This is a genomic window from Silvimonas sp. (assembly GCF_031291215.1).
Lineage (GTDB): Bacteria > Pseudomonadota > Gammaproteobacteria > Burkholderiales > Chitinibacteraceae > Silvimonas > Silvimonas soli.
Genome location: NZ_JARLJK010000136.1, coordinates 278,693 through 292,850, shown reverse-complemented (window position 1 = coordinate 292,850; position 14,158 = coordinate 278,693). Strand labels below are relative to the sequence as shown.

At 56.2% G+C, this 14,158-nt stretch carries 10 protein-coding genes and 1 pseudogene; 9 read left to right on the top strand and 2 right to left on the bottom strand.

Annotation, left to right across the window (positions count from 1 at the left end; genetic code table 11):
* Positions 1–258: 258 nt before the first annotated feature.
* The 6 genes and pseudogenes from pflB to P4L78_RS16890 all read left to right on the top strand — a co-directional run bounded on the left by pflB (position 259) and on the right by P4L78_RS16890 (position 6,793).
* Positions 259–2,574: a formate C-acetyltransferase gene (gene pflB, locus P4L78_RS16915; RefSeq protein ID WP_309329250.1), complete on the top strand. Its 2,316-nt coding sequence runs from the start codon at positions 259–261 to the stop codon at positions 2,572–2,574.
* A gap of 79 nt (positions 2,575–2,653) precedes the next feature.
* Positions 2,654–2,824: pseudogene (locus P4L78_RS16910) on the top strand (glycine radical domain-containing protein); the annotation flags it as partial.
* 166 nt (positions 2,825–2,990) lie between these two features.
* Positions 2,991–3,782 (top strand): pyruvate formate-lyase-activating protein, encoded by a 792-nt coding sequence (pflA, locus tag P4L78_RS16905; RefSeq protein WP_309329247.1) that lies wholly within the window; start codon positions 2,991–2,993, stop codon positions 3,780–3,782.
* 114 nt (positions 3,783–3,896) lie between these two features.
* Complete coding sequence (locus P4L78_RS16900; RefSeq protein ID WP_309329245.1) at positions 3,897–5,132, top strand: lipoprotein-releasing ABC transporter permease subunit; 1,236 nt, start codon at positions 3,897–3,899, stop codon at positions 5,130–5,132.
* Positions 5,133–5,145: 13 nt separating this feature from the next.
* Positions 5,146–5,856, top strand: a complete 711-nt coding sequence (gene lolD / locus P4L78_RS16895; protein WP_309329242.1) for a lipoprotein-releasing ABC transporter ATP-binding protein LolD — start codon at positions 5,146–5,148, stop codon at positions 5,854–5,856.
* Between the two features lie 19 nt (positions 5,857–5,875).
* Positions 5,876–6,793: a histone deacetylase gene (locus P4L78_RS16890; RefSeq protein ID WP_309329239.1), complete on the top strand. Its 918-nt coding sequence runs from the start codon at positions 5,876–5,878 to the stop codon at positions 6,791–6,793.
* Here P4L78_RS16890 and P4L78_RS16885 read toward each other — a convergent pair.
* On the bottom strand, positions 6,772–7,077 hold the full coding sequence (locus P4L78_RS16885) for a hypothetical protein (protein WP_283149290.1): 306 nt from the start codon (positions 7,075–7,077) through the stop codon (positions 6,772–6,774). The genes P4L78_RS16890 and P4L78_RS16885 overlap by 22 nt on opposite strands.
* 186 nt (positions 7,078–7,263) lie before the next feature.
* Positions 7,264–8,502, bottom strand: coding sequence for a tyrosine--tRNA ligase (gene tyrS, locus P4L78_RS16880; protein WP_309329235.1), 1,239 nt, complete (start codon positions 8,500–8,502; stop codon positions 7,264–7,266).
* A 200-nt stretch (positions 8,503–8,702) separates the two neighbouring features.
* Here tyrS and P4L78_RS16875 point away from each other — a divergent pair, with 200 nt between their 5' ends.
* The 3 genes from P4L78_RS16875 to P4L78_RS16865 all read left to right on the top strand — a co-directional run bounded on the left by P4L78_RS16875 (position 8,703) and on the right by P4L78_RS16865 (position 14,111).
* Entirely contained in the window at positions 8,703–9,806 is a 1,104-nt protein-coding gene (locus P4L78_RS16875) for an anhydro-N-acetylmuramic acid kinase (RefSeq protein WP_309329232.1), read from the top strand.
* Positions 9,807–10,068: 262 nt separating this feature from the next.
* Positions 10,069–12,108: a methyl-accepting chemotaxis protein gene (locus P4L78_RS16870; protein WP_283149287.1), complete on the top strand. Its 2,040-nt coding sequence runs from the start codon at positions 10,069–10,071 to the stop codon at positions 12,106–12,108.
* Positions 12,109–12,218: 110 nt separating this feature from the next.
* Positions 12,219–14,111, top strand: coding sequence for an MFS transporter (locus P4L78_RS16865; protein WP_309329228.1), 1,893 nt, complete (start codon positions 12,219–12,221; stop codon positions 14,109–14,111).
* Positions 14,112–14,158 lie beyond the last annotated feature (47 nt).

Genomic DNA, 14,158 nt, shown 5'->3' with positions numbered 1-14,158 from the left:
AATTGTCTCTTCAACACCAGCAAAAACTACGAAATAAAACTACGAGAATATTCATTCTGCATCACATTCCCAGTCAAATTATTGACGTAGATCAACAAATTCCAGCTTCAATAAGCTGTTGATCTGTGTAGATATTTGCCAGGCTTTCCCCGTAGCGCGGTGCTATTCTAACTGCATCTAAGGCCCCTGAGGTGAACCCTCCGGGGGAGTAGTCTGAAGGTTTATGTCAAACAGACAGTCACCAAGGAGCATCAAACCATGAACGCACCGGAAGTTAATCTGCAGCTTGAAGCCTGGCGTGGTTTTACCGCTGGCGAGTGGCAGAAAAAAGTCGCTACCCGCGATTTTATCCAGGAAAATTATACCCCGTACGATGGTGATGACAGCTTCCTTGCCGGACCGACCGAACGCACCACCCAACTCTGGAACGAACTCTCCGTCCTGCTGAAAGAAGAACGCAAACGCGGCGTGCTGGAAGTCTCCGCTCAGGTTGGTTCTTCGATTACCTCGCACGGCCCAGGTTATATCAACAAAGATCTGGAAACCATTGTTGGTTTGCAAACCGATGCCCCGCTGCGCCGCGCCATCATGCCAAACGGCGGTCTGCGCATGGTGCAAAACTCCCTCAAAGCCTACCACTTTGAAGAGTCCCCGCTGATTACCGAAATCTTTACCAAATACCGTAAAGATCACAACATGGGCGTATTTGATGCCTATACCCCGGAAATCATGGCTTGCCGCAGTTCGGGCGTGATCACCGGTCTTCCTGACGCCTATGGCCGTGGCCGTATTATCGGTGACTATCGCCGTGTGGCACTGTATGGCGTGGACTTCCTGATCGCGGATAAAAAACGTGAAAAGGCTGAACTGGATAACGTTCCGTTCACCGAAGAAGTCATTCGTCTGCGTGAAGAACTGTCGGAACAAATCAAGGCGCTGGCTGAACTCAAGCAAATGGGCAAGTCCTACGGCTTTGACCTGGCTCGTCCTGCTGCTACCGCGCAAGAAGCTGTGCAATGGCTGTATCTGAGCTATCTGGCTGCCGTGAAAGAACAAAACGGCGCAGCTATGTCTATCGGTCGTATCTCGACCTTCCTCGATATCTATATTGAGCGCGACATTAAAGAAGGCCGCATCACCGAAGCCGAAGCGCAAGAAATGATTGACCACATGGTCATGAAACTGCGGATCGTGCGTTTCCTGCGCACACCAGAGTACGACGAACTGTTCTCCGGCGATCCGACCTGGGTTACCGAATCGATTGGTGGCGTTGGCCTGGATGGTCGCCCTCTGGTCAGCAAGTGTAGCTTCCGTGTTCTGCACACCCTGTACAACCTCGGGCCTGCACCGGAACCTAACCTGACTGTGTTGTGGTCAACGCAATTCCCGCAGGGCTTCAAAGAGTTCTGCGCGAGGGTGTCGATTGATACCTCTGCCATCCAGTACGAAAACGACGATCTGATGCGTCCGCAATGGGGCGATGACTACGCAATTGCATGTTGCGTTTCGGCAATGGCCGTAGGCAAACAAATGCAGTTCTTTGGCGCTCGCGTCAACTTGGCTAAAGCCATGCTGTATGCCATCAATGGCGGCGTGGATGAAAAGAGCGGCAAAGTCGTGGCCAAGGGTTTTGAGCCAATCAAGAGTGATGTGCTGAGCTATGACGAACTCATGCCCAAGTACGACCTGATGCTCGACTGGCTGGCCAAGACTTACGTTACCGCGCTCAATTGCATCCACTACATGCATGACAAATATGCGTACGAACGCATCGAAATGGCCCTGCATGACCGCGATATCCTGCGCACCATGGCATGTGGTATCGCCGGTTTGTCAGTCGCAGCGGATTCGCTGTCGGCCGTGAAGCACGCCAAGGTTCACGTTATCCGTAATGAAAACGGTCTGGCTGTCGATTACAAGATCGAAGGCACCTACCCTGCATACGGCAATAACGACGACCGTGTCGATGACATCGCGGTATGGCTGACCGAATCGTTCATGAAGAAGATCAAAGCCCAACCGGCCTTTTACCGTAACGCCACGCCAACCCAGTCCGTACTGACCATTACCTCTAACGTGGTTTATGGCAAGAAGACCGGTAACACGCCAGATGGTCGCCGTTCAGGTGCACCGTTCTCACCGGGTGCCAACCCAATGAATGGTCGGGATGAAAACGGCTTTATCGCTGCGGGCTTCTCAGTTTCGAAGATTCCATACGAAGCTGCGCTGGATGGTATTTCATGGACAGCCTCGATGACACCGGACTCGTTGGGTCACAACCCGCAAGACCGTATCAAGACTCTGGCTGCCTCGATTGACGGTTTGTTTGGCCCGCACGGTGAAGGCGGTGGTTCAGCATGTGCCGCAACTGAAGCCGTTGAAACCGCTATGGACAAGTTGTTCCATCTGAATATGAACGTGATGAATCGCGACACCCTGATGGATGCGATGGAGCACCCGGAAAACTACCCACAACTGACCGTGCGTGTTTCTGGTTATGCCGTCAATTTTGTGAAGCTGACCCGCGAGCAACAAATGGACGTGATTAACCGCACGTTCCACGATCGGGTTTAAACCAGCAAGAGGGATGTCCGGAGTTTTACTCCGGCATCCCGGCAACAAGGACTTCGAAATGGCTCAGAATCAATTGTTTCACCTGAACATGAATGTGTTGAATCGGGACACTCTGCTGGACGCAATGGAAAATCCAGACAAATACCCGCAACTGACAATTCGTGTGTCCGGCTATGCCGTGAATTTCGTCAAGCTCACGCGTGAGCAGCAGCTGGACGTGATCAACCGCACTTTCCACGCAACGGTATAACCGTAGCGCGTCAGCCTTACCGCTGACCCATCAAATCGCGGACCGGTATGGCATTTGCCCCCGGTCCGTTTTATATATGCTTTATCGCCTGCTGGTTTTGCCAGTCGGCCCCAGTTGGCCCTTGGGCAAACCCATAAAAAATCAGAATTTGTACCCCGGAGATCACATGGAAACCATCGAACTGAAAAAGGTCGGCGAGATCGCCCCGGCTGCTTACGATGCGCAGGGTCGCCAGGTTGGCTTTGTGCATTCCATCGAGACCGGCGCTGCGGTCGATGGTCCGGGTATGCGCTTTGCCCTATTTGTGAGTGGCTGTCAGTTCCGCTGTCTGTACTGCCATAACCCGGATACCTGGAAGCTGCATAACGGCAAGGTCTACACAGTCGATGATGTCATTGCGGAGATCGGCAAATACGCCAGTTTCTTGCGGGTGGCCGGTGGCCTGACCATTTCCGGTGGCGAGCCGATGATGCAAGCCCATTTCACCGGTGAAATCTTCCGTCGCGCCAAACACGAACTGAAACTGCATACTGCGCTCGACACCCAAGGCTTCCTGTCGGGCAACCTGCCTGATGAGTGGTTTGAACCCATTGACCTGGTGCTGCTGGATATCAAGGAATTCAACAACGAACGGCATGAGCGCCTTACCGGAAAACCGGTCGAACCCAGTTTGCTGTTCGCCAAACGTTTAGCCGCCATGAAAAAGCCGGTTTGGCTGCGCTATGTGCTGGTGCCCGGTTTTTCGGACTTCGAAGACGATGTGGAAGGTCTTGCCACTTTCGTGGCCAGCCTGGGCAATGTGGAGAGAGTAGAAGTATTGCCCTTTCACAAAATGGGCGAATCCAAGTGGCAAGAGCTCGGGCTGGATTACGAACTCACCAACGTTCAACCGCCTTCGCCCGAACTGACCCATCGCGTACGCGAGCAATTTCGCAAGCACGGGCTAACCACCTACTAAGCTGAAATCGCCTTTCAGGATGACCCCATGCCCCGCGTAGGCCATTTCCGGATTCGCGGGGCGTTTTACGGCAGGCATGTTAAACTTGCCCTGCCTTGAACAAGTCCCCTGCCCATGTACGAACTCCTGATCGGCCTGCGTTACACCCGAGCGCGAAGGCGCAACGGCTTTATCTCGTTTATCTCCCTGATTTCCATATTGGGTATCGCGCTAGGCGTTGCCGCGCTGATCATTGTGCTGTCCGTCATGAACGGCTTCCAGGGTGAGGTGCGCGATCGCATTCTGGCCATGGCCGCCCACGTACAAATCAGCGGTGCGGATAACCATCTGCAACAGTGGCCAACCGTGGCGCAAGAGGCTGCCAAAAATCCGCATGTCAAAGCCACCGCGCCTTATGTGCTGGGCCAGGGCTTGCTGACTGCGGGTGGTCAGGTCAAAGGTGCGTTGATTCGAGGCATCGACCCCGCGCAAGAACCTGGCGTCAGCCCGGCGGTTGCCAACGTTTACGGCGGCAAACTCACCAACTTGATCCCCGGGACCTTTGGTGTGGTTTTGGGCTGGCAGCTGGCCAATGATCTGGGTGTTCGTCCCGGCGACAAGGTCACTTTGATCACACCGGATGGCCAAGTTACCCCCGCCGGATTGATTCCCCGTTTTCGCCAGTTCACCGTGGTCGGCTTGTTTCGTGCGGATTACTACCCCTACGACGCGGGCGTAGCGCTGATTGAAATGTCCGACGCGCAAAAGCTGTTCCGCATGGGTGATGCCATCTCGGGGGTGCGTTTGCGGCTGGATGATCCTTTGCTGGCGCGCAATGTCGCGCTGGAAATGGCTGGCCAGATGCCGAACCAGATGGTTAGCGACTGGAGCATGGAAAACCCCACCTATTTCCGCGCGGTAGAAATTGAAAAACGCATGATGTTTCTGATTCTGACCCTGATCGTGGCCGTGGCTGCGTTCAATCTGGTGTCCACGCTGGTTATGGTCGTCACCGACAAACAAGCTGATATCGCCATCCTGCGCACACTAGGCGCATCACCGGCCTCGATCATGAAAATCTTCATGATTCAGGGTGCGGTCTCTGGCTTTGTTGGCACATTCACCGGCGTATTCGGCGGTGTATTGGTCGCTCTGAACATTGGCACGATAGTCCCGTTTATTGAACGCATCTTGGGCACCCACATCCTTTCGCCAGACGTTTACCTGATTACCGAGTTGCCCTCCAAAGTGGAGTGGAGCGATGTCAGCAGCATCGGTCTGATCTCGCTTGTGCTGGCGCTGCTCGCCACTATTTATCCAAGCTGGCGCGCCTCCCGTGTCAATCCGGCGGAGGCACTGCGCTATGAATAAGCAGCCAACAGCCATGCCAACCAACGTTTCCGATCTGGTGATCCAGGCCCAAGGTATCAGCAAGAGCTATATCAGCGGCAAGCTGGAAACCCACGTGCTGAGCAACGTCGACCTCACGCTGGCCAAGGGCGAAACGGTAGCGATTGTTGGTGCATCGGGTTCTGGCAAATCCACGTTACTGCATTTGATTGGCGCGCTGGATGTGCCATCGGCTGGCAGCGTACGCATCCTGGGAGCCAATCCGTTCACACTGCCCGATAGCAAACGTGGTGAGCTACGGAATCGCCACTTGGGTTTTGTGTACCAGTTTCATCATCTGCTGCCGGAATTCACCGCCGCCGAAAACGTCGCCATGCCCTTGTTGATCCGGCGTATGCCCAAAGCAGCGGCGCTCAAGCAAGCCGAGGCCATGCTGGAACGAGTCGGACTGGGACGTCGTAGCCATCACAAACCAGGCGAATTGTCTGGCGGCGAGCGCCAACGTGCAGCCATTGCCCGCGCGCTGGTGACCGAGCCCGATTGTGTGCTGGCCGATGAGCCCACCGGCAACCTGGATCGGGGCACTGCAGAAACGGTATTCGGTTTGATGCTGGAATTAAACCGGGCGCTGCAAACCAGCTTCATCATCGTGACCCACGATGTCACCCTGGCCCAGCGTTGCCAGCGGCAATTGCAGCTTACCGATGGCCATCTGCATCAATTGGTCAGCGGGTTGACCCTGTAATCCGGGCGCGAGGTACGCGGTGATTATTTTTCGCACCGATCAATATCCGCTGCCGTTACCGCCTGGCCATCGCTTTCCCGCACAAAAATATCGTTTGCTGTTTGAGGCGGTCAGCACGTTTGCTGCGGATTTGATCGAGACCGCTCCGGCGGCCACAGACTTCGAATTGCTCACCGCGCACAGTGCTCAATACCTGGAAAAACTGCGGGACGGCCAGCTTAGCAAGGCCGAAGAGCGTGTTTTGGGGTTGCCTTGGTCAGCTGAGTTGGTGGAGCGGTCACGCCGTTCTACCGGCGCTACGCTCGCCGCTTGCCGCACGGCGTTGCTGCAAGGCTGCGGCGCAAATCTGGCGGGTGGCACGCACCACGCCTACACAGATCACGGTAGCGGGTTTTGCGTCTTCAACGACAGCGCCGTGGCGCTGCGGGTGTTACAGCGGGAAGGCCTGATCCGCCGCGCGTTGGTGATTGATCTGGATGTGCATCAGGGCAATGGCACGGCAGATATCCTGGCGGATGACCCAGCGCTGTTTACGCTATCCATTCACGGCGCCAACAACTTCCCGTTTCAAAAAGCTCGCAGTGATCTGGATATCGAAATGCCGGACGCTTGCGATGATGTCACTTACCTCGCGCAACTCGAATGCACTTTACCCGCGCTATTGCAGCAACAACGCCCCGATCTGGTGCTGTATTTAGCCGGGGCCGATGCCTGGGAAGGAGATCGCCTTGGGCGCTTGGGATTGTCAGCCCAAGGCATGCTGCAAAGGGACCAGTATGTGCTTGGACTTTGCCAGCAATTTGATGTGCCGGTAGCCATCACCATGGGAGGTGGGTACGGTCGGGATATCAACCAGACCGTAGCCATTCATGCCGCAACTTTGCAGGCTGCGGTAACACTATTTGCTGCTACGGCTCAGCCGAAGAAGCATACATAGAGGCGTTGCGACCAACTGAGTTGTTGCCACCAGTTTTCACCCTGCTCCAGCACCGACCGGCCTTTATCCGACAGTACCCACGCCCGAATGCCGTTGGTCCATTCGCGTGGTGTAACCCAGCCGTAGTGATTGAAAAAGCTCAGCCACATTGCGGCCTCGGGACCGTAGCCATCCAGGTAGGTGGTCATGGATAACGGCCCGGCTTCCAGAATCGGATAGCCACATTGCATGCGACGCATTACCCCCAAAGCGCGTCGTGGGCGGGGGATTTCCAGAGTACTCATCCTGCGGTCCATCGTAATTGCGTTACAAAACTACAAGCATACTGCGTGCCAATCTGTAATTCAGTAACAAAATACAATATTCGGCGTCTCTGCATCCCGTTGAAAGAAAACAAAAAAGGCGAGGTCAACTACCCTCGCCTTTCCCTTGCTTCGGCTTGCCAGCTTGTTAACTACTCAAACCAACAATCAGCCGACCGTCACGCGTGCAAACTTGCGCTTGCCTACTTGCAGTACGACGGTTTCGCCTTTGGCGATCAGCAGATTTTTGTCTGCCACTTTTTCGCCATTCAGCTTCACCGCACCCGCCTGAATATCGCGGAACGCCTGCGAGGTAGACGGGCATAGCTGTGTTTCTTTCAGAACGTTACCGATCTGCAAACCTTCGCCTTCCGCGGCCAGGTTGAACTCGGGCATTTCATCCGGCATGGCGCCTTTCTGGAAACGGGTTTCAAAGTCGGTGAGCGCAGCTTCGGCGGCCGCTTGCGAGTGAAAACGAGCAACCAGCTCTTGTGCCAGCAACACCTTTACGTCACGCGGGTTGCGACCTGCAGCGATCTCTGCCTTGAAGGTTTCGATTTCGGTCATCGGCCGGAACGAGAGCAACTCAAAATAACGCCACATCAGCACATCGGAAACACTCATCACCTTGCCGAAAATTTCGTTGGCCGGTTCATCGATGCCGATATAGTTGCCCAGCGATTTGGACATCTTGTTGACGCCATCCAGCCCCTCCAGCAGTGGCATCATCAGCACCACTTGCGGCTCTTTGCCATGCTGCTGCTGCAACATGCGGCCCATCAGCAAGTTGAATTTCTGGTCCGTGCCGCCCAGTTCAACATCTGCATCCATCGCTACCGAGTCATAACCCTGCAGCAGCGGATACATGAACTCATGCACAGCGATGGGCTGATTATTGGCAAAGCGCTTGGAGAAATCGTCCCGCTCCAACATGCGCGCCACCGTAATGGACGATGCCAGCTTGAGCATGCCCGCCGCGCCCAGTTCGTTATGCCAGGTCGAATTGAACATGACGCGGGTTTTTGCGCGGTCCAGAATCTTGAAAACCTGGCGTTCGTAGGTTTCGGCGTTGCGCTTGACGTCTTCTTCGGTCAGCGGGGGCCGGGTAGTGTTTTTGCCGGTTGGATCACCAATGCGGCCGGTAAAGTCGCCAATCAGAAATTGCGCTTCGTGCCCCAGATCCTGCAGCTGCCGCATTTTGTTGATCAGCACCGTATGGCCCAAATGCAGATCTGGCGCTGTCGGGTCAAAACCAGCCTTGATCTTGAGCGGCACCCCGGTAGTGCGACTGCGTTCCAGCTTTTTGATCAGTTCGTCTTCTGGCAGGATTTCATCGGCACCGCGTTTGATGATTTGCAGGGCGGCGAGAGTGTCCGGATGCAGCGGCGCTTTTTCTTGTACGGTCATGGCAGTTCGATCTGATGTCTGGAAGCGGATGCGGCGTTCCAGTTGATTGGCATAGCCGGGCAGCTTTGTTACGCTCTAGTGCGCGTTGAGCCCGGAAACGGATGCAATAAACGCGCAATTCTACTGCAATTCGCCCTTTTCCCCTACCTGCCAAGCGCGCCGTCGCCCCGGACAAGGCGATTAACCCACTGGAAAACCCCATGACCGCGAACCATGATTTCTATATCGGCCTGATGACCGGGACCAGCCTGGATGGGGTAGATGCCGCGCTGGTGGATTTTTCCGGTGGCCAGCCCCGATTGCACGCGGCTGTGGCGTTGCCGTTGGGAGAACAGCTGCGCGCCTTGTTAATGCAGTTACAGGCGCGTTCCGAGGACGAATTACATCTGGCCCATATGGCTGGGAATGCCTTGGCAGATCTATACGCCGAGGCAGTTTCGCGTTTGTTGGTACAAAGCCATCTCACCACAGCAGACATCAAAGCCATTGGCAATCACGGCCAAACTGTGCGGCACAGGCCAGAAGTCGGCTACACCGTGCAGTTGGGCAACCACGCGCGACTGGCCGAACTAACCGGAATTACGGTTGTGGGTGATTTTCGCAGCCGCGACATTGCGGCTGGTGGTCAGGGAGCGCCGCTGGTCCCGGCGTTTCATCAGGCCATCTTTGGCCATACTGGCGAGCCTTGTGTCATTGCCAATATCGGCGGCATTGCCAATATCACCATTCTGGACCAAAGCGGCTCGATCATCGGTTTTGATACCGGGCCGGGCAATGTCCTGATGGATATGTGGACGCTGCAGCACCGCGGTGAACACTACGATGCGGGCGGTGCCTGGGCGGCCCAAGGGCACTTGCAGGCGGATTTGCTGCAAGCCATGTTGTCCGAGCCCTATTTCGCGCTATTGCCGCCGAAAAGCACCGGTCGCGATCTGTTCCATGGTGAATGGCTGCGGCGACAATTGACCAGCTACAGTCACGCCCCGCAAGACGTACAGGCCACCTTGAGTGCCCTGACCGCCCGGACCCTTGCCGATGCAATCCGCGCGCATGCGCCGCACGCCACTTCGGTTTATCTCTGCGGTGGAGGCGCTCACAACCTGCATCTACAACAGCAATTGCGCCAATGGTTGCCAAGCCAACGTGTGGAAACCACCGCTGCACTGGGTGTTGATCCGGACTGGGTAGAAGCCTATGCCTTTGCCTGGCTGGCCTGGCGCTGCCTGGCGCGGCAACCGGCCAATTTGCCGGAAGTAACCGGCGCGCATGGTCCGCGCATTCTGGGTGCCATCTGGCCAGCTTGATCCTCCTCCTCCTGCGCTAGCAATTTCTGTCGCGTTTTGCCTGCAGCATCATGTATTTCTGATAAAAGAATCTGCATGATGCGTGCATATCAGCCATGCTGAAATCAGCACCCTGCCCCAGCGCCGGGCCGACTGCACTTCTGGCGTGCAAGTTGGCCTGTTTCGGGTCGGGGCTGACTCCGCCCGCTGGCGATATACATTTGAAGTGATTAAACAAATTATTCCGGCACCGCTGCAATGTGACCGGGAGGAGACTCTGCCCATGTTCGCCATTCGCCGCAGCCCGCTTGTTACGCAGTTTCTGATTCTGGGAACACTGGTCTGTATCGTGGTTTTCGGTGGGCTGGTGGTGTACACCAGCATCAATGTCCAGCAAACGGCGCGAACCATTGCCGAAAACAACCTCACCACGCAATTGCAGCTGGTTAAAGACACCTTCCAGTTGGCTTATATGGATGCGCAAACCCGCAGCAAAGGATTGCTAGACCAATTTGTGCGGCAGCTACCGGGCGAGATTGTGGTTACAACGGATAAAACCGAAACCGGTCTGCCTGTCGTCAAATCTGGTGATCACGTATTAAGTCAGGACACCACGCTGCTGGAGCAGTTTCGTGGTCATACCGGTGCCGACACCGCCATCGTCGCCAAAAACGAAGCTGGCAAATTTGTGCGGGTCAACACCTTGCTGAAAGACGCTAGCGGCAAATTGATGATCGGCAGCGAGGTCAAGGCAGATGACCCGATTGCCAAAGCCATCAGTTCAGGCGAAACGTTCTCCGGTCTGGTCATGCGCAATGGCCGCTATTACATGACCAACGCCGTACCCATCAAGAATGCCGCAGGCCAGGTCGCGGGCTGGGTTCAGGCACGGGCCGATCTCACCCCTGAAGTCACTACCCTGCGCCAGATGCTGGCCAGCCTCAAAGTGGGCGATAGCGGTTATGTCTACGCAGTTGCGCCCACCAACGATGACGGAATCGCCCGCTACGTTATTCATCCGAAAAACGAAGGCAAGCTGGTTACCGAAACCAACGGCGGCAAGCTTGTCTGGATGTACAAACAGATGCTGGCCCAGAAAGAAGGTCTGGTGCATTACCCGCTGGCCAATCCCGCCCACGGCGACGCGGAAGAAGACAAAATGGTGGCCTACGCCACCGTTCCCAACTGGAACTGGATCGTCGCCAGTGGCAGCTTCACCGACGAGTTCACCGGCCACAGCATTGTGCTGCGCAATCGACTGATTATGGTGAGCGTTGTATTGGCGTTGTTAACATTGGGAATGCTGTATGTCGGCCTCAAGCATCGCCTTGGCCCGCTGGCCAACGTCGTCCGCGCCATTGAACGCTTTGGCACGGGCGACCTCACTGCGCGTATCCCGGTCGTGCGTGAAGGGCCCAGCGCCAACGAAATGGACCGCATCACGGTGCAATTCAATCAGGCGGCGGTGTCATTACAGGGTTTGATGCAGGACGTACGCAACACTGCGGGCGAAGTGGATCAAGCCACCGGCCATTTCGACAACGCCATCTCGCGAATTGCCACCGACAGCCGCCAGCAAAGCGAATCTGCCTCCAGCATGGCCGCAACCGTAGAGCAAATTACCGTCAGTATCAGCCATATTGCCGATCATGCGGGCGACGCTGCCAGCACCGCGCGCGAAGCACAAGGATCGTCGCAGGAAGGCACCAATGTGGTCGGGCGCATGGAGAAGCAGATGCACACGCTCTCCAATGCCTCGCGCCTGGCAGCCGAGCGCATTGCCAGTCTGGGCGAGCGGTCCAACGAGATTTCCGGCATTGTCAAAGTCATCAAGGACATTGCCGATCAAACCAACTTGCTGGCTTTGAACGCGGCGATTGAAGCCGCCCGCGCGGGCGAACAAGGTCGCGGCTTTGCGGTGGTGGCCGATGAAGTGCGCAAGCTGGCGGAACGCACCGGCAATGCCACGCGTGAGATCAGCACCTTGATTGGCGGCATGGTTAGCGACACCCAATTGGTCGCCGGTGAAATTGTGGCGGTGTCCGATCAGATGCAAAGCGGCGTAGCGCTGGCCAACGAAACGGGCTCCGCGCTCAGCACCATTGCGGCACACACCGAGCGCACGGCGGGCATTGTGAATGACATCGCCCACGCCACGCGTGAACAATCCTCTGCGAGCGCCATTCTGGCCGGTAATGTGGAGTCGGTAGCGCAAACGGCGCAAAGTAACGCAGCGCTGGTAGAAGACAACCGTACCGCCGCCCGCCAGTTGCGCGAACAAGCGCAAACCTTGCGCAGCAAACTGGCGCAGTTCCAGATGTAATCTTCACGTACGTTCAGATTGGGCACTTTTGCCACGCCCGGAAAGCATGGCTCTGGCATGATGCCCGCATTCCGGTAGACTACGCCGGACTTTGCTCCGGAGCCCCTTTCATGCCCCAGCACGACCACCAGCACAACCAGTTTGCCCTGTTCCGGACCCGGCGCTTTTTGCCGTTGTTCATTACGCAGTTTTTCGGCGCGTTCAACGACAATCTGTTCAAGCAAGCCATGGTGGTGCTGCTGGTATTTCGCGGCCTGACTACCGCGGGCATGAGTACCGATACGCTGGTGAGCGCCGCAGCAGGTATTTTCATCCTGCCCTTTTTTCTGTTTTCGACCATCTCCGGGCAACTGGCAGAAAAGTACGACAAAGCGTTTCTGGCGCAATGCGTGAAGGTCCTTGAAATCTGTATCATGGCCGCCGCCGGATACGGCTTCTGGCAGCACAACGTGCCGGTATTGCTGGGTTGCCTGTTCATGATGGGCGTGCATTCAACGCTGTTTGGGCCGCTCAAATACTCGGTATTGCCGCAATACCTGCGCGAACATGAATTGATGGGTGGCAACGGGCTGATCGAGGGTGCGACGTTTGTGGCAATTTTGCTGGGCCAGATTGCTGGCGCCACCATCGTCCAGCATCAACCGCACGGCGAACAGCTGATTGTCTGGGCTTGCGTCGGCGTTGCCATCATCGGCTGGATAGCCAGTCGGAGCATGCCGCCCGCCCCGGCTCCTGCGCCCAATCTTAAAATTTCCTGGAATCTGCCCAAAGAAACCTGGCGCATTATCAAGCACGCGCGCGGCAACAAAACCGTGTTCAACAGTCTGTTGGGCTTATCCTGGTTCTGGTTCTTTGGCGCGGTGTATCTCACTTACCTGCTACCGCTGACCGCGCATGTGTTGGGCGGCAATGCCACGGTGTTCACCCTGCTGCTGACCATGTTCTCGGTCGGGATCGGGCTGGGCTCGGTGTTGTGCGAACGTCTGTCCGGGCATCGCGTTGAACTGGGGCTGGTGCCGTTTGGTTCGATTGGCTTGTCGTTGTTCGGGGTCGATCTGTATTTTGCGGTGGGCCACAGCCCGGTTAGCACTTACGACCTGGTGTCGTTCATCCACGAAGCCAAACACTGGCGCGTGATGGCCGATCTGCTGCTGTTGGGTGTGTTTGGCGGCTTCTTCACTGTGCCGCTGTATGCGCTGATTCAGACACGCTCGGAAAAAGACTTTGTTTCGCGCGCCATTGCTGCCAACAACATCCTGAACTCCTTGTTCATGGTGGTGGCGTCGGTCATGAGTATCGTGCTGCTCAAAGCAGGTCTGTCCATTCCAGGTTTGCTGCTAACCGTTGCGTTGATGAACGTGCTGGTAGCGCTATATATCTATTCGCTGATCCCCGAGTTCCTGATGCGCTTCCTGGTGTGGATTCTCACCCACCTGTTGTATCGCGTGCGTTCGCAAGGCCTACAGCGCATCCCGGATGAAGGCGGCTGCGTGCTGGTCTGCAATCACGTCAGCTTTATGGACGCCATGATTCTGGCAGGTGCGGTGCGGCGTCCGGTGCGCTTTGTGATGGATCACCGCATTTTCAAAACCCCGATTCTCAAGTTCATCTTCAAAACCGCTGGCGCAATCCCCATTGCCCCAGCCAAAGAAGACCCGACCATGAAAACCAAGGCTTTTGACCGGGTGGCAGAGTATCTGCAGCAAGGCGAAGTCGTATGTATTTTCCCCGAGGGTGGCATTACCCGGAACGGCGAAATCCAGACCTTCCGCCCAGGGATAGAAGAAATCATCCGCCGCACGCCGGTGCCGGTCATTCCTTTGGCGCTGCAAGGGTTGTGGGGGAGCTTTTTCAGCCGCAAAGACGGTGCTGCCATGATGAAAATGCCTCGCGGCATCTTCTCCAAGATTGGCTTTGTCGTCGGTGAGCCGGTACCGCCAGAAGCGGCCACGCGCCAGCGGCTGGAAGCAGATGTGCGCGCTTTGCGTGGCGACTGGCGCTAAGCGGCGACTCAGCTCCGTCTGAGTTTGCGCACAAAACAACAACGGCG